The sequence below is a fragment of the Paenibacillus lutrae genome, assembly GCF_009757775.1.
In the GTDB taxonomy this organism is placed as follows: Bacteria; Bacillota; Bacilli; order Paenibacillales; family NBRC-103111; genus Paenibacillus_F; species Paenibacillus_F lutrae.
Map to the genome: position 1 here is coordinate 1 of NZ_RHLK01000020.1, position 19001 is coordinate 19001.

The window sequence follows — 19001 nt, forward strand, 5'->3', positions numbered from 1 at the left end:
GNCCATGCGAGGAGGTCACTTATCCGGTCTTAGCTACCGTTTCCGGTAGTTATCCCGATCTTACAGGCAGGTTACCTACGTGTTACTCACCCGTCCGCCGCTAAATCTCAGAAGTGCAAGCACTTCATCAATTCCGCTCGACTTGCATGTATTAGGCACGCCGCCAGCGTTCGTCCTGAGCCAGGATCAAACTCTCCGATAAGGGTGTCGGCCGAAGCCGACGTTTATCTCAAGCTGAATAGCTCAAAAATTTCAATGCTGACGAGAATTTCTTCTCTGTTTAGCGTCCTGATTGCTCAAGACGTTTCAATCACTCGTTGTTCAGTTTTCAAAGGACAATTTTGAACTTTGTCAGTTCTTGTCGTTTCCACTAATGTCTCAGCGGCGACTTTTTTAATATAACACAGATCAGTTATTCATTGCAAGCTTTTTTTAAAATTTATTTTTCTTAATCAGCTTGTCCGAATAAGTACTGAATCAGCGAATTAGAATTTACCATGAATCGTTCTCTGGTGTCAAGGATAATTTAATGCTGTACCCGATTACGTGCATATTTGGATATTTCCCTAGGCGAAGCAAGTCTTGCATACATCCGAAAGATAACTTTGTAACGGGATTCAATGGCTTTCTTTATTTCTTGATCCATTCTTTTATCATTGAGATCAAACAACATTTCATCCAATTCTTTGCGGAGGACGTAATCAAGCTCTCTACACTCCCGTTCGTTAAAAAGAAAACCTAGCATCAATGTAATCCGAACCCCTCTCAACATATGCTAACAGAAGAAAATAACCGGAACGCCGCCAGAATTTTAGTTTGTTGATCCGGCATCCGTTCCGCTTTACTGTTATGCTCATGTTTTGAGCATTTTATGACGGGGTCCAAGAAATATTTTACAATTTTTATTTACTTAATAGCCAGAGAGTAACCGTACTTTCAACTAACGCTGCGAACAGAAGCGTCCCTACTACAAGAAGAATAAGCGGTTTGGTAAGTCCCAGGACGCGCTTAAACTCGGCAGCAATCTTCCCGTTTTTGCTTGGTGTGAACATCGTTCCGAGCATTTGGATCACCAGCATCCCTAATCGAATTCCATATGCGCAGGCCACAATAATGGCCGGAATTTCAAAAATTCCGTGGGGAAGCAATCCTTTTAGAATAAATGAAATGCTTTGCTCTTGAAGTTGATAATCGATGACATACCCCAAAATAAGTCCATTCACTAACAGGACCATTAAAGGAATAATACCAAAGAAAAGCCCCAGATATACAAACATCAACGATTTGATGGCGTTATTCAGAAAAATAATGATAAACAGCCAGAGGCTTTGATTGTCCTTCTCTTTAACTAAACCTACAAGCTGTTCCATCCCAGCCAATTGCTGATCAAGAAACACCTGAAACCGGTCTGAATATTGGACGCCAAGCACTAAACCTGCCACAAAAACTAACGTCGAGGCAATTAGATAATGCTTCATCTCCCCCATGTGGCGGAATAACGCCTTCCATTGCAATTTCTTCAAATCCTTAATCCTCCTTTCCATATTCACGCATAAGTTATTGGTACGAGCATACATTTTACTAAGCCGGAATACAAGCCCAGGACGAAGGAGGCTGTTGAAGCGTGAGTCATTTTTATGTGTATAGCGGAAAAAAAATGAAACAAACCGTTTTTATAACGGTGGCCGTTATGTTCGCTGCAGGTATTGTTTATTCGGAACGTGAAAACATGACTGTTTTCTCAAGCGGCGCTCCCGCGGCTATTTACAACGTAAAGACGGAAAAGAAACAGATCGCGCTGACTTTTGACATCTCATGGGGAGAAGTCCGTACGGATCCTATTCTGGACATTCTCGAACAAAAAGGAGTTAAGAACGCCACTTTCTTCTTGTCTTCTCCTTGGAGTAAAAGTCACCCCGACACCGTCAACCGTATCGTTAAAAGCGGGTATGAGATTGGAAGCCACGGTCATAAGCACGTTAACTACAGCAGTCTTGGAGACGAAGAAATCCGGAAGCAAATCCAAACTGCTCACGGAGTCCTTGAAGATATAACCGGAAAAGCGCCCAATTTGATCCGCTTGCCTAATGGTGATTTTGATAAACGCGTTCTTTCTATTGCTGATCAGCTTGGCTACAGGGTCATTCAGTGGGATACCGACTCATTGGACTGGAAGAACCCTGGTGTTGACCAAATTATTAACCGTGTCGTAAACAAAGCACATCCAGGTGATATTGTTCTGCTGCACGCCAGCGATTCCTGCAAGCAGACTCATGAAGCCTTACCCGCTATTATTGAACAACTGCGCAGTAAGGGTTATGAGTTTGTAACCGTAAGCGAGCTGATGAAACAGGCCCAAACGGAAAACAAGCCGGTGGAAGAAAAGTCTTTTAAGCAGGTCTATTGATAAAGGCATCGGAAAGATGTTAATTAACCTCGGATACCGGCCATAATTGACCATCATTCTCAGTAATCAACCATCCCGTTTAATGATGAAAAACCTCCCCCCCACGCATACTAAGTCCATTAACAGAGGGGAAGGGAGTTTGTGTGCGCCATGAACAGAAAACGGATGCGTTTTGTTCCTGTCTTAACCGCCGTCATCCTGCTCTTATCTTCATGCGGATCGGAGACCTCTTCACAGGGGTCTTCATCTTCCCAAAGCAATTATAAAGAAACCAAATCGATGGTACTCGATATTCTGAAATCTGATGAGGGCCGGGCGGCTATAGAAAAAGCCGGTGCCGGTGCCAGTGGCGGATCTTCACTGAAGGCGATGTCAGAAGGAGACAAGCTTCAGATGCAGACAGCCGTTAAAGATGTACTGACAAACACGGAGAGCAGCAAGTTTATCCGGGATATGATGAAGGATCCTAAATTTGCCGGTGATTTCGCAAAAGCGGTCAGCACCCAGGATAAGCAGCTCCATAAGGATTTGATGAAGGATCCTGAATATCAGAAACAACTGCTTCAAGTCATGAAGAATCCGGAGTACGAGCAGCTGATGATGGATATGACCCGCTCGGCCCAATACCGTCAGCAGATGATGAATGTGATCCAGGAATCTTTCCAGAGTCCTATATTCCAAGCTCAGGTGTTCACCATGATGAAGAAAGTCATGGAAGAAGGGATTATACCTAAGAGTTCGGGCGGAGAGAGCGGAAAAGGCGAACAAGGCGGTCAGGGCGGTCAGGGCGGTCAGGGTGGCCAAGGCGGCGGCCAAGGAGGACAAAGCGGCCAGGGGGATCAACAGAACAAGCAGGAACAGAGCCAGGATAGCGGTCAGAGTGATAAAAGCAAAGATGATGAATCCAGCCAGGAAGAAAAGGATAAGAAAAAGGAAGATGATCAGTAACCCCGGATTATACCCGATTAAATGAAATCCGGCAGAGCGGTACAAGCAGAAATAAAAAAGAACTGATGCAGATGCATCAGTTCTTTTGCAATTCTTCAATAACATTAGCTGCCAGTTCCAGATAAATACCGCCTGACTTTGAATCAGCTTTATAAACCGAAGGAGAGAAGTCCGCTTCGGATACGTGATTAACTGGAGCTCCGAGCGGGATTTGAGCGAGCAGTTTAGTATGAAGCTGTTCGGCGAGCATTGCACCGCCGCCCCGGCCGAATACATAATCCTTCTCGCCACATTTCGAACATTCGTAATAGGCCATGTTCTCTACTACGCCAATAATATCATGCTGCGTCTGTACCGCCATTGCGCCAGCCCTTGCAGCCACGAATGCTGCTGTAGCATGCGGGGTCGTAACCAAGATTTCTTTGCTTTGAGGCAGCAACTGATGAAGATCCAGCGCAATATCCCCTGTGCCTGGCGGCAAATCGAGAAGAAGGTAATCCAGTTCTCCCCAATCCACTTCGTGGAAGAAATTATGGAGCATTTTGCCCAGCATAGGGCCGCGCCATATAACCGGTGAATTATCTTCTACAAAGAATCCCATTGAGATTACTTTTACACCGAATTTCACAACGGGATGGATCCTGTTATCGATTAACTGAGGCTGCTCTTCGATCCCCATCATGTCCGGGATGCTAAATCCATATATATCAGCATCCATGATGCCGACTTTCTTACCCAGACGAGCAAGAGCGACAGCTAAATTAGCGGTTACCGTAGATTTGCCGACGCCCCCTTTACCGCTGGCTATCGCGATAAATTGCACAGGAGATTGCGGATCCAGAAGAGGGGCCGCTGCATGTTGACTCTGCGCCGCGTCACTTCCCTCGGATTCCCCATTCCCAGGGGCATTTCCTAGTTCTGCAAGCTGGTTCTTCTCATAATCCGTAATTTCGCGAAACCGGATATGAATCTGATCCGCCCCAACTGAAGCAAGGGCATCCTGGATTTGGCTCTGCAGTGAGGCTTTATAGGCTTCATCTGAAGAGGTCAGGACACAGGTCAGAGAGATTCTGTTTTCCTTAATGACCACGTCTTTGACGAAGTTTAGATCTACGACTGATGCTTTGTACTCAGGGTCTATAATCGGCTGGAGTGCTTGCCGGATAAGCTCTTTGGTCACCATGCATTCCACCTCGGTAGGCTTATTTCTATTCAGATTATTATAGCATACCCATTAGGAGGAACGCACTTTCTCCCCTGAAAAATACCTTAAAACTCCCTGATAAATAGATGCCGCCACTTTCTTCTGATATTTATCATCTGCCAGCATACGTGACTCCTCCGGATTGGATAAAAATCCGACTTCCACAAGTGCACTTGGCATCTTCAGTGTTTTTAGTAAGTAAACTCCTTTGTCCGCCTGCTTTGGCACCCGCTCGGTATTCTCCAGATTTTTTTTTAATTCTTCTTGGATCAGCTTGGATAGAGAAGCGTTATCGGGATGATTGGGATAGTAAAAGGTTTGGGCGCCGCTCCATTTGGGAGAAGGATAGCTGTTTAAATGAATACTTACAAACATATCGGCCTTTTTACTGTTGATATATTCGGCGCGAGTAAGTAAATCTTCGGTCTTGCGACGGCTAAGACCCTTAGTTCCTTCCTGTGCTAGATCCGTGTCTGTTTCTCGGGTTAACACAACCAGCGCCCCCGCCTGCTGCAAATAATCGCGTAAATAGAGCGTAATGGCCAAATTAATATCTTTCTCAATAACACCGGATTGACTGACTGCACCCCCATCAGGCCCGCCGTGGCCAGCATCCAAAGCAATCGTTTTTCCGGAGAGAGGCATGGACCATTCACTCCATGTTCTTGTAGAGGGAAGTTCATAGGTATACATGAAGGTCATAAGGACGACCAGCAGAGCGGCCATCACAATTCTAATACTGCTATCCCAAGTCAACCACACGACTAATCTTTTTCTAGGTCTCCGCATGAAAAATCCACCTCTGTTCCCATAGATTCTTTTCATCTATATGGGACAGGGTGGACAATTATACCTTATGAACTTAAGCCGTATATGAGAGCGCGAATATAGACTGTTTAGAAAACAATTATGTCGTTAAAGCAGTTTGCTCTGACATCCCTTCAATAAGAACACGGGCAACTTCAGGCCGTGTAAATTCCTTAGGAGGGCATTGCCCGTCTCTAAGCAGCGCACGGACTTTGGTACCCGATAAATGCATATGATCCACCTTATCGTGAGGACAAGTCTTACTCGAGGCCATATTACCGCACTTCGTGCAAAAGAAACTGTGTTCAAAGAAAAGAGGGGTTATCCCAATCTCTTCTGCCGTGAAGTTACGGAATATATCTTGGGCTTCGTAGGTTCCATAGTAATCCCCTACACCAGCATGATCTCTACCTACGATAAAGTGGGTACAGCCATAGTTTTTACGGACAAGCGCATGGAAGATGGCTTCTCTAGGACCAGCGTAACGCATAGCGGCAGGAAATACGCCTAAGAACGCGCGATCTTGCGGATAGTAATTTTCTAGAAGAACAAGGTAGCTTTTCATTCTTACATCCGCAGATATATCATCCGACTTCGTTTCCCCCACCAGAGGGTTAAGGAATAAAGCATCCACAATTTCCATTGCGGACTTTTGAATATATTCATGAGCTCTGTGTACAGGATTACGCGTCTGGAAGCCGACGATCGTTCTCCAATTCTTCTCCGCAAAGATACGGCGTGTCTCGGCGGGATCAAAGTAAAATTCGTCAAACTTCTCCGGACGGGGTCTGTTCAGCATACGAATAGGCCCACCGATATAAGTTGCTGGCCTGGATAACAGTTTCTGAACACCCGGATGTTCTTGATCATGGGTTCCAAATACGCGCAACGATTCACGCTCTTGATCGGCTTTATATATGCTGTTCACATCGAGGATGGCATAAGTCGTATTGTCTTCCCCTACAAGGGCCACCTGAGAGCCGATAACTAGGCTCTGAGCTATTGTTTCTTCAACAGCCAAGGTTATAGGTATACTCCATACTGTACCGTCTGCCAGGCGCATATTCTCTACTACCGACAGATAGTCGTTTTCTTCAAGGAATCCGGTTAATGGAGAGAATGCACCAACAGCTATAAGATCCAAATCGGACAGTGTCCAAGCATTTACTTTTAGCTGTGGGAGGTCTAATGCTATTCTCAGCAAATCATCACGATCTGTTCCTACCACAATGCGATTAATTAAAGAGCCTCCGTGTGGAGCAATTGGAGATGTCATCGTATATTCTCCTTTGTCTTGGTTCGATTTGTTTATTTATGAAGTCCGCACTCGGTCTTCTCATTACCAGCCCAGCGTCCTGCCCTTGGGTCCTCACCAGGTGCGACCTCTTTGGTACAATGGCTGCAACCGATACTCGGGTAATTTCGATCATGGAGTGCATTGTAAATAATACCGTTAGCGCGTATATATTCCCAAACATCCTCGGATGTCCAGTTCGCGATAGGATTAAATTTGATTAATCCGAACTTTACATCATATTCCACTTTTTTAGCATTTGCCCTGGTAGGCGCTTGATCCCGGCGAATTCCGGTAATCCAGGCATCGTAATTCTTCAGAATATCCGTCAGAGGATCGACTTTGCGAATCCCGCAGCATTCATTGGGCTTAGAAAGCCACAGATCCGCCCCATATTGAGCAGCTTGCTCTTCAAGAGTAAGTTTAGGAAGAACCTGAATAAAGGACTTCTGATAATGGTTCTGAAGACGATCCCTAGTTTCGTAGGTCTCTTGAAAATGTACGTTTGTATCCAAATAAAAAATATCGGTCTCAGGACTTACTTTCTGAAGCATATCCACTAACACGACATCTTCAGCACCAAAGCTGCAGGCTAATGTGATGTTAGGAAATGTTTGTACAGCCCAGCGGATAAGCTCTTCTGGTGATTGATTTTCAAATTCTATTGCAGCCTTAGCTACCAAAGACTCTTTCTCCAATAAGTTCATATCTAATGTCCTCCCGTTAGTTAAATCCGAGTATACGTATATGTTTTATTATTTACCATTATTATAATTCACTTCCTGATGAAGTCAATAACTATTTTCATGGCTTTATATCATATTGAATAAAAGATCGGATTGTTCCTATAGATAGGGAGGTAAAAAAGAGGATTTGTTGGGTCTGATATGCGCATAAATTATAAATTGAGAAAAAGCGTGGTGTAATCCATGCAAGCTGGGCTGTTCGATATTGTAACGAGTATTGAAACTGTATTTTGGACATACCTATTGATATAAGGACTAATTGATTGGGTGCTATGCGCTTTACTTACAGACACTTATCTTGCAATGAAAAAGTGATCGATAAGCCATCATTACAATTGAGGGCTTAAAAATATAAAAACCCTTCCCTGCACACCATGAAAGTGTACAAAGAAGGGTTGTTTGTATACCGATCTTAACGTTTCGAGAACTGAGGTGCACGACGAGCTGCTTTCAAGCCGTACTTCTTACGTTCCTTCATACGAGGATCACGAGTCAGGAATCCTGCACGCTTCAGAGATCCGCGGAACTCAGGATCTGCTTTAAGCAATGCGCGGGAAATGCCATGGCGGATTGCGCCGGCTTGTCCGCTCATTCCACCGCCGTTAGTCAGTACGAGTACATCGTACTTACCGATTGTTTCAGTCAGCGCCAAAGGTTGTTTCACGATCAGTTTCAGCGTCTCCAGACCGAAGTATTCGTTCAGGTCACGCTTGTTGATGACGATGCGTCCTTCGCCCGGTACGAGACGTACACGTGCTACCGAATGCTTACGACGACCGGTTCCGTAGTATTGAACTTGTGCCACAAGTCAGTCCTCCCTTTCAATTAACCCTGAAGTTCCCAAACTTCTGGTTGTTGTGCTTGGTGTGGATGCTCCGCACCTGCATATACTTTCAACTTCAACTTCATTGCGTTACCCAGACGAGTCTTTGGAAGCATGCCATGAATAGCAAGTTCCAGTACACGTTCAGGCTTTTTATTCAGCATTTCCTGCGCCGTTGTAACTTTCAGACCACCTGGGTGCATGGAGTGACGGTAGTATTTCTTATCCTGAAGTTTGTTACCAGTCAGATGAATCTTCTCTGCATTGATAATAACAACAAAATCACCAGTATCCACGTGCGGTGTGAATTGCGGCTTATGCTTGCCGCGGATAATGCTTGCAGCTTCGCTTGCAAGACGTCCGAGCGTCTTGCCGGTAGCATCAATGATGTACCATTTGCGTTCTACTTCATTGGACTTAGCCATATATGTGGTACGCATGCTTTGATCCTCCTAGAAAATATATCTAAAACCTTATTAACTAACACATTCATAGGTTAAATTACGTCATGTCAATGGCGACTTGAAGACGGGGCCGTGGGGTAGCCCTTCAAGAAACACCATCACATATTTTACAGCATAGTCCAGGGAATAGCAAGAATTAAATTAAACTAATCTGCATATTCTACATTCCACAGCATCAGTCCTTGAGCCACTGCTGTCGGTCCCGCGAGTGCCCGGTTACGTCCCCTCAAAATCGCAGCCATGTCATCAGCTGAGCGTTTGCCTTCTCCGACTTGTATTAATGTTCCCACAAGAATCCTTACCATATTGTACAAGAAGCCGTTTCCACAGAAATAAAACTTAAGCTGCCCTGTTCCCTCGGCTCCTCCAGACATTAGATCGGGCTCTTCATCAATCCAAGCGTCGTATATCGTGCGTATGCGCGATTCGGTTACGGTTCTGATCGAACAGAACGAGGAAAAATCATGCTGGCCTATAATAGCCGCTAGCGCGTCTCTCATGGCCTCCACGTTGAGTGGACTGTGATGATGGTATTGATAGCGGCGGTTAAAAACATCCGGCATCCGTGCAATACGGATGGTATATGTGTATGTTTTTCGTTTAGCAGATCTGCGGGAATGAAAAGACAGGGGCACTTCATCCGCACAAAGTGCCACGATGTCTTTCGGAAGCCTGGAATTAAGAGCAAGGCACCAGCGTTCCGCGGGTATTTGGGAAGCCGTAGTGAAATTGATCACCTGAGCACGAGCGTGAACGCCAGCGTCCGTACGCCCCGAAGAGGTGATCTTCACCGTTTCCCCGGACAACATCCAAATGGCTCGCTCCAGATGATCCTGGACCGTTTTCCCATGCGGCTGTGTCTGAAATCCCGAGTACGAGGTGCCATCATAACTTACCGTTAAGCGTATATTTCTCACGAACAAGACCCTCCGTATGAACAAACGGACAGGTGAGCGGGTAACCCAAGGACTGTAATCGAATCAGATTACAAAAAAAGGGCTTCAGCAGAATCATACGATTCTGTCCACCCTTTCCCATCCTTTGTTACGCCCGGTCTACCAGTTCCAGATATACCATAGGAGCAGCATCGCCGCGACGAGGTCCTAGTTTAAGGATACGAGTGTATCCACCTGGACGCTCAGCATAGCGAGTAGCAAGCTCAGAGAATAATTTCTGGATAGCATCCTGATCCCCTGCAGATTCACGACGAACAAATGCAGCCGCTTGACGACGAGCATGCAGATCTCCGCGTTTAGCTAATGTAATAAGCTTCTCGGCGATAGAACGAACTTCCTTCGCTTTTGCTTCTGTTGTTTGAATGCGTTCGTTTATGAACAGGTCCGTTACCAAGTCACGGAACAATGCTTTCCGTGCGCTAGAATCACGACCCAACTTTTGGTATGCCATGTCTTAACCCTCCTTCTGAGGTGATTATTCTTCAGTACGCAGGCCAAGACCAAGCTCTTCGAGCTTCTCTTGAACTTCTTCAAGAGATTTACGGCCGAGGTTACGCACTTTCATCATATCTTCTTCGGTTTTGGTGATGAGCTCTTGCACGGTATTAATACCGGCACGCTTCAAACAGTTATAAGAACGAACAGAAAGATCGAGTTCTTCAATGGTCATCTCCAGAACTTTTTCTTTCTTATCTTCTTCTTTTTCGACCATAATTTCAGCGTCTTTAGCTTCATCGGTTAATCCAACAAAGAGCATTAGGTGTTCCGTCAGGATCTTCGCTCCTAGACTAACTGCTTCCTCAGGGCGAATACTTCCGTCCGACCACACTTCGAGGGTTAGTTTGTCGTAGTTTGTTACCTGGCCTACACGTGTGTTCTCCACACTGTAGTTTACACGGGTAATCGGAGTGTAGATCGAATCAACCGGAATAAGGCCAATCAGCTGCTCATCCCGTTTGTTCTTATCAGCCGGCACATAACCGCGGCCTCTGTTCGCATGGATTCTCATATGAAGACGAGAATCCGACGAAAGAGTGGCGATATGAAGATCCGGGTTCAAGATCTCCACATCACTATCTGCGCGAATATCAGCGGCTGTGATTCTACCTTCTCCTTCGGCGTCGATCTCCAATACTTTTTCTTCATCTGAATGGATTTTCAAAGAAAGTCCTTTCAGGTTCAGAATAATCTCGGTTACGTCCTCCATAACTCCCGGAATAGTCGAGAATTCATGAAGAACTCCGTCGATTTGTACGGAGCTGACCGCAGCACCCGGCAGCGAGGACAATAAGATACGACGTAGTGAGTTACCTAATGTGGTTCCGTATCCGCGTTCCAGCGGTTCTACGACGAATTTGCCGTAAGCCCCGTCTTCACTTAAAGATACGGTCTCTATTTTTGGTTTTTCGATTTCGATCATGAAATTAACCCTCCTTCAAAACGTCGTTACCCTGGAACAATCCATAAACGATGTAGTATGCCAATCCTTCAACATCATTATTCACATGTTTAGAATATTTATACCACATGCCGACTTCTAAATTATACGCGACGACGTTTTGGAGGACGGCAACCGTTATGAGGAATTGGTGTTACGTCCTTAATCAGGTTGACTTCTAGACCAGCTGCCTGCAAAGAACGGATTGCTGCTTCACGGCCGGCACCAGGACCTTTAACCATGACTTCAACAACTTTCAGACCGTGCTCCATTGCTGCTCTAGCAGCAGATTCAGCTGCCATTTGTGCTGCAAATGGTGTGCTTTTACGGGAACCTTTGAATCCCAGGTTACCTGCGCTTGCCCAAGACAGCGCATTACCATGTGGATCCGTAATGGTTACGATTGTATTGTTGAATGTGGAGCGGATGTGCGCCACACCGGATTCAATATTCTTACGGTCACGACGTTTCGTACGGACGACCTTTTTAGGTTTAGCCATTGTTCACTCTAACCCCCTTTATTATTTCTTCTTGTTAGCTACAGTACGACGAGGACCTTTACGCGTACGTGCGTTTGTTTTCGTACGTTGACCACGAACAGGCAGGCCACGGCGATGACGGATACCACGATAGCAGCCGATTTCTACCAGGCGCTTAATGTTCAGGGCGATTTCACGACGTAGGTCGCCTTCTACTTTAATCGTTTTGTCGATGACTTCACGAATTTTGCTTACTTCTTCTTCAGTGAGGTCGCGAACACGAGTAGATGCGTCAACGCCAGTTTGACTCAGAACTTTCTGAGAAGTGGTTTTACCGATACCGAAAATGTACGTCAATGCGATTTCAACGCGTTTGTCGCGTGGTAAGTCTACACCAGCAATACGTGCCATTGTTGAACGTGCACCTCCTTTTAGCCTTGTTTTTGTTTATGTTTCGGATTTTCGCAAATTACCATAACATTGCCTTTGCGGCGAATGACTTTGCATTTCTCGCAAATTGGCTTGACCGACGGTCTTACCTTCATGTTTATTACCTCCTGAGAGTTTGCCACCGCAAACTTGCTTCGTAAGGGTTGGCCGCGATGTCGGTTAAGACTGCGGCGTCTCTTGCTATTTATTTGAACCGATAGGTTATGCGACCTCTCGTCAAGTCATAAGGGGATAGTTCTACGGTAACCTTATCACCAGGTAGAATACGAATGAAATGCATTCTGATTTTACCTGAAACGTGGGCCAGTATCTTATGTCCGTTCTCAAGTTCTACCTTAAACATTGCATTCGGAAGGGGTTCAATTACTGTACCTTCCACCTCAATAACATCTTCTTTTGCCACGGTCATTCTCCTTTCTCATCTGCATCAGATTGTAGACTGTCGATAAATATATTCACCGCATGTCTTAACTTAGCATTCGTAACACGGCTGCTTTCCGTTAAACTTCTGGATACTTCTCCACTGATCGCAAGCTGAAGTTGAAGATGTTGAACATTCTTCTTCTTCGGCTGGTCGAATCTGCGCTTATCCCCGTCAGCAATCCATACGAATTTACTGTCTTCAACGCGGATAATAACTGCATACTGACCTTGATCTTTGCCTCGAAGTATCTTTACGATTTGACCGGTTTGGGGCAGCGATCCCTGATCCACCGATTTCTCCATTCTAAACCTTCAGTTGGGTTAGTATTTCATAACCGTTTACCGTAATGGCGATAGTATGTTCAAAATGGGCGCATAAAGAGCTGTCCGTGGTAACAACGGTCCAATCATCATCAAGTGTCTTTACGTAACGCTGTCCGACGTTGACCATAGGTTCGATCGCAAGAACCATCCCCGGCTTGAGGCGAGGGCCCTTGTCTCGAATTCCATAGTTCGGAATTTGTGGGGCTTCATGCAGCTCAGTGCCGATACCGTGACCGACATATTCGCGCACCACTGAAAATCCGGCGTCTTCTATGACTTGCTGTATGGCATGTGAGATCGTATACAGCCGAGCATCCGGTCTGGCTTCCGCCAATCCGGCATACAGCGATCGTTCAGTAACTTCCAGAAGCTTCTGTGCGGTTTCAGAAATCTCCCCGACTCCATAGGTCCAGGCGGAATCACCATGATATCCCTTATATTGTGCCCCGATATCAATGCTGATAATGTCACCCTCGACCAGTTTACGGTTACCGGGAATACCGTGCACCAATTCTTCGTTGACTGAAGTGCAGATGCTGCCAGAGAAACCATTGTAGCCTTTGAAAGATGGTACGGCTCCTTGACTGCGGATGTATTCCTCAGCGATTTTATCAAGTTCCTTCGTGGTTATACCGGGACGAATAGCTTGCTTCAACCTAACGTGCGTATCTGCTACAATCCGACCGGCTTCCCGCATAAGGTCCAATTCAACTTCGGACTTACAAATGATCATTAAGAATGACCCCGCAGCAATGAACTGATTTGGGAAGTTACATCATGGATATCCTGTTCCCCATCAACCTCACGCAGTACATTGCGTTTCTGGTAGTACTCAAGAAGCGGTGCTGTCTTCGACGTGTATTCGTCCAAGCGGGTTCCGACTTTTTCTTCCGTATCATCAGATCTTTGATACAATTCACCGGAGCATTTATCGCATACGCCTTCCTGCTTCGGAGGATTGAACAATACGTGATACGTAGCGCCACACGATTTACAGATGCGACGGCCGGTCAGTCTGGCCAGCAAGAAGCTGCGGTCAACCGTCAAATTAATGACATGGTCGATGCGCTTACCGAGCGAATCCAGAATCTCTTCAAGTGCTTCCGCTTGAGCAATTGTTCTAGGGAAGCCATCCAGAAGAAATCCTTTATCGCAATCCGGCTGCTGAAGACGTTCACGAACGATACCATTCGTGATTTCGTCTGGAACAAGTTTGCCTTGATCGACATAGGATTTTGCTTCTAAGCCGAGTGGCGTCCCTTGACTCATTGCCAGCCTAAAGGCATCACCGGTTGAAATGTGAGGAATGTTGAATTCACTAACAATTTTCTCCGCCTGAGTACCTTTACCCGCACCAGGAGGACCCATAAATAAAATGTTCATGTTTACCCCTCCTTCGGCACTTGATAGTACGAACAGCACAATAGGTGCTGATGCCGCAACAAAGTGCCTACATCAGAACCTATTGCTATTTGTTGATAAATCCTTTGTAATGACGTTTGATCAGTTGACTTTCGACAGTTTTCAAAGTCTCCAGTGCAACACCCACAAGAATCAGGAGCGAAGTACCGCCAATTTGAACCGAACTTGGAAGTCCAGCCAGAGATCCGAAGATCATTGGAAGAATGGAGATGAAAGCTAAGAAGAAAGCACCAGACAAGGTTATTCTCGACATAATTCTTGTCAGATAAGAAGAGGTTGGTTTACCAGGACGAACGCCAGGAATGTACCCTCCGTTCTTCTTCATTTGATCGGCCATTTGCACCGGATTAATCTGCACAAACGTGTAGAAATAGGTGAAACCTACAATCAGTAATACGTATAGTACAAGCGCTAGCGGCGCTGATGTGCTGATGTTTAAGTTGGTGCTGATCCAGTCCGCCACGGGATTCCCAAGCCAGAAGCTGGCAAGAATCGTAGGGAACTGAAGAAGCGAAACAGCAAAGATTACTGGGATTACACCTGCAGCATTCACTTTCAAAGGAATGTGCGTACTCTGTCCACCGTACATTTTGCGTCCTACAACACGTTTAGCGTATTGAACAGGAATCTTACGAATCCCCTGCTGGACGTATATGACACCAATAACAATGGCAATCAATACGAGCAGAATAAGAACGACTTTCAAAATGTTAAGGAACAGGGCATCTCCAGCATTCGCAAACTGTGTCTGATAAATCTGACTGATTCCTGTAGGAATCGCAGCCACGATACCAGCGAAGATAATAATCGATATTCCGTTACCGATTCCCTTTTCGGTGATCTGCTCGCCCAACCACATCAGGAACATAGTTCCCGCGGTAAGAACAATAGCGATCATCGCATAGGTTGCGAAGCTTGGATTGATTACTAGTCCAGCATTCATGTTGTTAAACCCGATTGCGAATCCGAATGCTTGAATCAAACCAAGGACAACCGTTAAGTAACGAGTGAACTGTGTGGACTTCTTTCTCCCCACTTCTCCCTCTTTCGCCCACTGTGTGAACTTAGGAACAACATCCATGGACAGTAGTTGTACGATAATCGAAGCCGTAATATACGGGAAAATCGACATCGAGAAGATGGAGAACTGGAACAGCGCTCCGCCGGAGAAAGTGTTCAACAGTCCAAAGATACTATTCTGGCTTGCCTGATCCTGCATCTTCAGGAGCTCCGTATTGATGTTGGGTACCGGAATAAAGGCACCGATCCTGTAGATGATTAACACGAGAAGCGTGAAGATGATTCTCTTTCGCAAATCTTCTACTTTAAAGATGTTGGATAGGGTGCGGAACATTAAATCACCTCGGATTGACCGCCGGCAGCCTGGATTTTATCCACCGCAGATTGAGAGAACTTGTTCGCCTTAACTGTAAGCTTTACAGTGATTTCGCCATTCCCAAGAATCTTGATCCCATCTTTTTGTGCTTTGACAATACCTGTTTCCATAAGAAGCTCAGGAGTTACTTCCGTACCAGCTTCAAATCTGTTCAGGTCCTCAAGGTTTACGATTGCGAATTCCTTACGGGTTGGATTAACAAAACCACGTTTCGGAAGACGACGGTAAAGTGGATTTTGACCACCCTCAAAGCCTGGACGAACACCACCGCCGGAGCGAGCGTTCTGGCCTTTATGACCACGTCCGGATGTTTTTCCAAGTCCGCTACCTACACCGCGACCTATACGCTTACGAGTGTGACGGGAGCCTTCTGCAGAGCTAAGCTCATGTAATTTCATAGTTGCACCTCCTCCAGTTTGAGTATGGTTATTATGCTTGAATTTCTTTAACTTCTACCAGGTGGCTGACTTGATTAATCATGCCGCGAATGGCTTCGTTGTCGTTTTGAACAACAGAGTGGTTCAGCTTTCTAAGACCCAATGCCTGAACCGTCTTCTTTTGTGTTTCTGGACGTCCGATCAGACTACGCTTAAGGGTAATTTGAAGTTTAGACATGTTTATCCTCCTTAACCCATCAACTCTTCAACGGTTTTGCCGCGAAGTTTGGCTACTTCTTCCGCTTTCTTTAGACGGGAAAGACCTTCTAAAGTAGCGTTCACCATGTTCATGGAGTTCGAAGAACCCAGGGATTTTGTTAAAATGTCGCCAACGCCAGCAAGTTCGAGAACTGCACGAACAGGGCCGCCAGCAATAACACCAGTACCTTCAGATGCTGGTTTCAACAGCACACGTCCAGCGCCGAAATGACCAGTTACAAGGTGAGGAATCGTAGTTCCAACGATAGGAACGTGGACGAGGTTCTTCTTAGCATCTTCAATTCCTTTGCGAATCGCATCAGGAACTTCAGAAGCTTTACCGATACCAGCGCCGACATAGCCGTTACCGTCGCCTACTACGACAAGAGCGCTAAAGCTAAAGCGACGTCCGCCCTTTACAACTTTAGCAACGCGATTAATATGAACAACTTTTTCAGTCAGCTCTAAAGTGTTAGGATCTACACGCAAGTCGTTAACCTCCTTATGAGATGGATTTCTTAAAATTTAAGGCCTGCTTCACGAGCTGCATCAGCCAAAGCTTGAACACGCCCATGGTAAAGGTAACCGCTACGGTCGAATACGACGTCACTTACACCTTTTTCTTTTGCACGATTCGCAACCAGTTCGCCGACTTTACGAGCAGCTTCGACGTTACCGCCGTTGCCAACCTCTGTAAGTTCTTTGTCCTGAGTGGAAGCCGATACCAGTGTTACTCCGTTCACATCATCGATCAGTTGTGCATACATATGCTTAGCTGAGCGGAAAATATTCAAGCGAGGACGCGCTGGTGTTCCTTGAATTTTCTTGCGAACACGCAGATGTCTTTTGAGACGCGCTTTATTCTTATCGCTTTTAGTAATCATGGATTGTACTCCTTTCATCTGTATTCGGAAGTTAGGCAGTGTTTAGGCCGCCTTACTTCTTCTTACCGGCTTTACCTTCTTTGCGAATAATGCGTTCGCCTTCGTATTTAATACCTTTACCTTTATACGGTTCAGGTTCACGTACGGCACGAATTTTAGCTGCAGTTGCACCAACAAGTTCTTTGTCGATGCCTTTTACAGTAATCTTAGTGTTGCTTGGTACATCAAATTCAATGCCGGACTCAGGATTGAACTCAACTGGGTGGGAGTAACCTACGTTCAGGACAAGTTTGTCACCTGTTTTGTTAGCACGGTAACCCACGCCAACAAGCTCAAGGTTTTTCGCAAATCCTTCCGTTACTCCTGTTACCATGTTGTTCAATACGCTGCGGGTCGTACCGTGCAGGGAACGATGCAGTTTATGGTCAGAAGGTCTTTCTACCGTAATGACGTTGTCTTGTACGGATACCTTCATTTCTTTATGAAGTTCGCGGGACAGGGTTCCTTTCGGACCTTTTACCGTGATCGTTGTGTTCTCAAGTGTTACATCAACACCACTTGGAACAGTAATTGGCTTGCGACCAATACGAGACATGTTTGCACCTCCATTCAAATGTTTCTATATTACCAAATGTAGCAGAGAACTTCTCCGCCGGATTTCGCTTGACGAGCGTCTTTGTCTGTCATTACTCCACCTGAAGTGGAGATGATAGCAATACCAAGACCGCCAAGTACCCGAGGGATCTCTTGTGATTTTGTGTATACGCGCAGACCAGGCTTGCTGATACGCTTCAAACCGGTGATTACGCGTTCGTTGTTAGGACCATATTTCAGGAACAAGCGAATGATACCTTGCTTGTTGTCTTCAACGAATTCAGCGTCACGAATGAAACCTTCTTTTTTGAGGATTTCAGCAATCTCTTTCTTGATCTTCGATGCCGGGATTTCTACCGTTTCGTGACGAACAATGTTTGCATTACGAATGCGTGTAAGCATATCTGCAATTGGATCAGACATAACCATGGATGTGAACCTCCTTCCCGAAAATAAGTGGATTACCAGCTTGCTTTACGCACACCAGGAATCTGGCCTTTATATGCTAGTTCACGGAAACAAATTCTGCAAATTTTAAATTTGCGGAGAACGGAATGCGGGCGGCCGCAACGTTCGCAGCGTGTGTACGCCTGCACTTTGAACTTAGGGGGACGTTGTTGCTTGATTTTCATCGAAGTTTTTGCCACTTAAATTACACCTCCTACAAGTTTTCGCTTGAAAACTCTCTCCGATCTTTTATCGGCTAAGGGGCTCTCTTCCGAAAGCTCCGTGATGGTTGTTTCTTACTTCACAAACGGCATTCCGAGTTGGGTAAGCAGTTCACGAGCTTCTTCGTCAGACTTAGCAGTAGTTACGATAACGATATCCATACCGCGTACTTTGTCAATTTGATCGTATTCGATTTCCGGGAAAATAAGCTGTTCTTTCAGACCCAGCGTATAGTTACCACGGCCGTCGAATGCTTTCGACGATACGCCACGGAAGTCACGTACACGAGGAAGCGATACATTGAACAATTTATCCAGGAACTGATACATGCGTTGTCCACGCAGCGTTACTTTCACACCGATCGGCATGTTTTCACGCAGTTTGAAACCTGCAATGGATTTTTTAGCACGAGTGATTACTGGTTTTTGACCTGCAATTTTTTGCAGATCCTCTACTGCACTGTCGAGCACCTTGGAGTTCGATACTGCTTCACCAACCCCCATGTTGATGACGACTTTCTCGATCTTTGGTACTTGCATAACAGTCGTATAGTTAAACTTCTGCATCAGAGCAGGAGTAATTTCGTTTAAGAAACGATCCTTCATTCTCGCTGTCATACTGGTGCCTCCTTTCCGCAC

At 45.6% G+C, this 19001-nt stretch carries 29 protein-coding genes and 1 rRNA gene; 2 read left to right on the plus strand and 28 right to left on the minus strand.

The features are described 5' to 3' along the window. The 3 genes from EDM21_RS24765 to EDM21_RS22310 form a co-directional block, all read right to left on the minus strand. Window positions 1-202 (minus strand): 16S ribosomal RNA (locus EDM21_RS24765); the annotation flags it as partial. Between the two features lie 324 nt (window positions 203-526). Then, entirely contained in the window at window positions 527-745 is a 219-nt protein-coding gene (locus EDM21_RS25140; RefSeq protein WP_068777709.1) for a hypothetical protein, read from the minus strand. A 157-nt stretch (window positions 746-902) separates the two neighbouring features. Then, the gene (locus EDM21_RS22310; RefSeq protein ID WP_235918329.1) at window positions 903-1523 is read right to left on the minus strand and encodes a stage II sporulation protein M; all 621 of its coding nucleotides are present in this window, start codon (window positions 1521-1523) and stop codon (window positions 903-905) included. Window positions 1524-1624: 101 nt separating this feature from the next. Here EDM21_RS22310 and pdaB point away from each other — a divergent pair, with 101 nt between their 5' ends. Together pdaB and gerD are read left to right on the plus strand one after the other, a co-directional pair. Next, a complete protein-coding gene (pdaB, locus tag EDM21_RS22315) occupies window positions 1625-2407 on the plus strand; it encodes a polysaccharide deacetylase family sporulation protein PdaB (protein WP_166542138.1) in 783 nt (260 codons plus the stop codon). A gap of 150 nt (window positions 2408-2557) precedes the next feature. Beyond that, on the plus strand, window positions 2558-3355 hold the full coding sequence (gene gerD / locus EDM21_RS22320; protein ID WP_157338631.1) for a spore germination lipoprotein GerD: 798 nt from the start codon (window positions 2558-2560) through the stop codon (window positions 3353-3355). 76 nt (window positions 3356-3431) lie between these two features. Here the strand turns inward: gerD and EDM21_RS22325 are convergent, their stop codons facing one another. From EDM21_RS22325 to rplE, 25 genes are all read right to left on the minus strand, one after another. Continuing rightward, window positions 3432-4538 (minus strand): Mrp/NBP35 family ATP-binding protein, encoded by a 1107-nt coding sequence (locus tag EDM21_RS22325; protein WP_157338632.1) that lies wholly within the window; start codon window positions 4536-4538, stop codon window positions 3432-3434. A 51-nt stretch (window positions 4539-4589) separates the two neighbouring features. Continuing rightward, window positions 4590-5348 (minus strand): N-acetylmuramoyl-L-alanine amidase CwlD, encoded by a 759-nt coding sequence (gene cwlD / locus EDM21_RS22330; protein WP_157338633.1) that lies wholly within the window; start codon window positions 5346-5348, stop codon window positions 4590-4592. Window positions 5349-5466: 118 nt separating this feature from the next. After that, window positions 5467-6642: a sulfate adenylyltransferase gene (sat, locus tag EDM21_RS22335; RefSeq protein ID WP_157338634.1), complete on the minus strand. Its 1176-nt coding sequence runs from the start codon at window positions 6640-6642 to the stop codon at window positions 5467-5469. Window positions 6643-6674: 32 nt separating this feature from the next. Further along, window positions 6675-7367, minus strand: coding sequence for a phosphoadenylyl-sulfate reductase (locus tag EDM21_RS22340; RefSeq protein ID WP_157338635.1), 693 nt, complete (start codon window positions 7365-7367; stop codon window positions 6675-6677). 451 nt (window positions 7368-7818) lie between these two features. Beyond that, window positions 7819-8211, minus strand: a complete 393-nt coding sequence (rpsI, locus tag EDM21_RS22345; RefSeq protein ID WP_068777702.1) for a 30S ribosomal protein S9 — start codon at window positions 8209-8211, stop codon at window positions 7819-7821. Window positions 8212-8231: 20 nt separating this feature from the next. Beyond that, the gene (gene rplM, locus EDM21_RS22350; protein ID WP_068777701.1) at window positions 8232-8669 is read right to left on the minus strand and encodes a 50S ribosomal protein L13; all 438 of its coding nucleotides are present in this window, start codon (window positions 8667-8669) and stop codon (window positions 8232-8234) included. A gap of 170 nt (window positions 8670-8839) precedes the next feature. After that, the gene (gene truA, locus EDM21_RS22355) at window positions 8840-9610 is read right to left on the minus strand and encodes a tRNA pseudouridine(38-40) synthase TruA (RefSeq protein ID WP_166542139.1); all 771 of its coding nucleotides are present in this window, start codon (window positions 9608-9610) and stop codon (window positions 8840-8842) included. A gap of 127 nt (window positions 9611-9737) precedes the next feature. Then, complete coding sequence (gene rplQ / locus EDM21_RS22360) at window positions 9738-10100, minus strand: 50S ribosomal protein L17 (RefSeq protein WP_068777699.1); 363 nt, start codon at window positions 10098-10100, stop codon at window positions 9738-9740. Between the two features lie 24 nt (window positions 10101-10124). Continuing rightward, a complete protein-coding gene (locus EDM21_RS22365) occupies window positions 10125-11069 on the minus strand; it encodes a DNA-directed RNA polymerase subunit alpha (RefSeq protein ID WP_068777698.1) in 945 nt (314 codons plus the stop codon). Between the two features lie 122 nt (window positions 11070-11191). Beyond that, the gene (gene rpsK / locus EDM21_RS22370) at window positions 11192-11587 is read right to left on the minus strand and encodes a 30S ribosomal protein S11 (RefSeq protein WP_016423660.1); all 396 of its coding nucleotides are present in this window, start codon (window positions 11585-11587) and stop codon (window positions 11192-11194) included. Between the two features lie 21 nt (window positions 11588-11608). Further along, window positions 11609-11977: a 30S ribosomal protein S13 gene (gene rpsM, locus EDM21_RS22375; RefSeq protein WP_016423661.1), complete on the minus strand. Its 369-nt coding sequence runs from the start codon at window positions 11975-11977 to the stop codon at window positions 11609-11611. A 20-nt stretch (window positions 11978-11997) separates the two neighbouring features. Further along, complete coding sequence (gene rpmJ, locus EDM21_RS22380; RefSeq protein WP_003333770.1) at window positions 11998-12111, minus strand: 50S ribosomal protein L36; 114 nt, start codon at window positions 12109-12111, stop codon at window positions 11998-12000. Window positions 12112-12200: 89 nt separating this feature from the next. Beyond that, window positions 12201-12419, minus strand: a complete 219-nt coding sequence (gene infA / locus EDM21_RS22385; RefSeq protein WP_009676800.1) for a translation initiation factor IF-1 — start codon at window positions 12417-12419, stop codon at window positions 12201-12203. Window positions 12420-12421: 2 nt separating this feature from the next. Beyond that, window positions 12422-12742 (minus strand): KOW domain-containing RNA-binding protein, encoded by a 321-nt coding sequence (locus tag EDM21_RS22390; RefSeq protein ID WP_157338637.1) that lies wholly within the window; start codon window positions 12740-12742, stop codon window positions 12422-12424. Between the two features lies 1 nt (window position 12743). Then, window positions 12744-13496 (minus strand): type I methionyl aminopeptidase, encoded by a 753-nt coding sequence (gene map / locus EDM21_RS22395; RefSeq protein ID WP_157338638.1) that lies wholly within the window; start codon window positions 13494-13496, stop codon window positions 12744-12746. Then, entirely contained in the window at window positions 13496-14146 is a 651-nt protein-coding gene (locus EDM21_RS22400) for an adenylate kinase (protein WP_068777695.1), read from the minus strand. The genes map and EDM21_RS22400 overlap by 1 nt, the downstream gene beginning before the upstream one ends. An 85-nt stretch (window positions 14147-14231) precedes the next feature. Beyond that, on the minus strand, window positions 14232-15539 hold the full coding sequence (gene secY, locus EDM21_RS22405) for a preprotein translocase subunit SecY (RefSeq protein WP_068777694.1): 1308 nt from the start codon (window positions 15537-15539) through the stop codon (window positions 14232-14234). Next, the gene (gene rplO, locus EDM21_RS22410; RefSeq protein WP_157338639.1) at window positions 15539-15979 is read right to left on the minus strand and encodes a 50S ribosomal protein L15; all 441 of its coding nucleotides are present in this window, start codon (window positions 15977-15979) and stop codon (window positions 15539-15541) included. Before rplO ends, secY begins: the two co-directional genes overlap by 1 nt. Window positions 15980-16010: 31 nt before the next feature. Then, the gene (rpmD, locus tag EDM21_RS22415; protein WP_068777692.1) at window positions 16011-16196 is read right to left on the minus strand and encodes a 50S ribosomal protein L30; all 186 of its coding nucleotides are present in this window, start codon (window positions 16194-16196) and stop codon (window positions 16011-16013) included. An 11-nt stretch (window positions 16197-16207) separates the two neighbouring features. Then, window positions 16208-16705 (minus strand): 30S ribosomal protein S5, encoded by a 498-nt coding sequence (rpsE, locus tag EDM21_RS22420; protein ID WP_009676829.1) that lies wholly within the window; start codon window positions 16703-16705, stop codon window positions 16208-16210. 29 nt (window positions 16706-16734) lie between these two features. Further along, window positions 16735-17100 carry a 50S ribosomal protein L18 gene (gene rplR, locus EDM21_RS22425; protein WP_068777691.1) on the minus strand — a complete coding sequence of 122 codons (366 nt, stop codon included), beginning with the start codon at window positions 17098-17100 and terminating at the stop codon, window positions 16735-16737. Between the two features lie 52 nt (window positions 17101-17152). After that, the gene (rplF, locus tag EDM21_RS22430; RefSeq protein ID WP_068777690.1) at window positions 17153-17695 is read right to left on the minus strand and encodes a 50S ribosomal protein L6; all 543 of its coding nucleotides are present in this window, start codon (window positions 17693-17695) and stop codon (window positions 17153-17155) included. A gap of 29 nt (window positions 17696-17724) precedes the next feature. Beyond that, window positions 17725-18123: a 30S ribosomal protein S8 gene (gene rpsH / locus EDM21_RS22435; RefSeq protein ID WP_068777689.1), complete on the minus strand. Its 399-nt coding sequence runs from the start codon at window positions 18121-18123 to the stop codon at window positions 17725-17727. A 32-nt stretch (window positions 18124-18155) separates the two neighbouring features. After that, the gene (locus tag EDM21_RS22440; RefSeq protein WP_040953112.1) at window positions 18156-18341 is read right to left on the minus strand and encodes a type Z 30S ribosomal protein S14; all 186 of its coding nucleotides are present in this window, start codon (window positions 18339-18341) and stop codon (window positions 18156-18158) included. A gap of 96 nt (window positions 18342-18437) precedes the next feature. Further along, a complete protein-coding gene (gene rplE, locus EDM21_RS22445) occupies window positions 18438-18980 on the minus strand; it encodes a 50S ribosomal protein L5 (protein WP_068777688.1) in 543 nt (180 codons plus the stop codon). Window positions 18981-19001 lie beyond the last annotated feature (21 nt).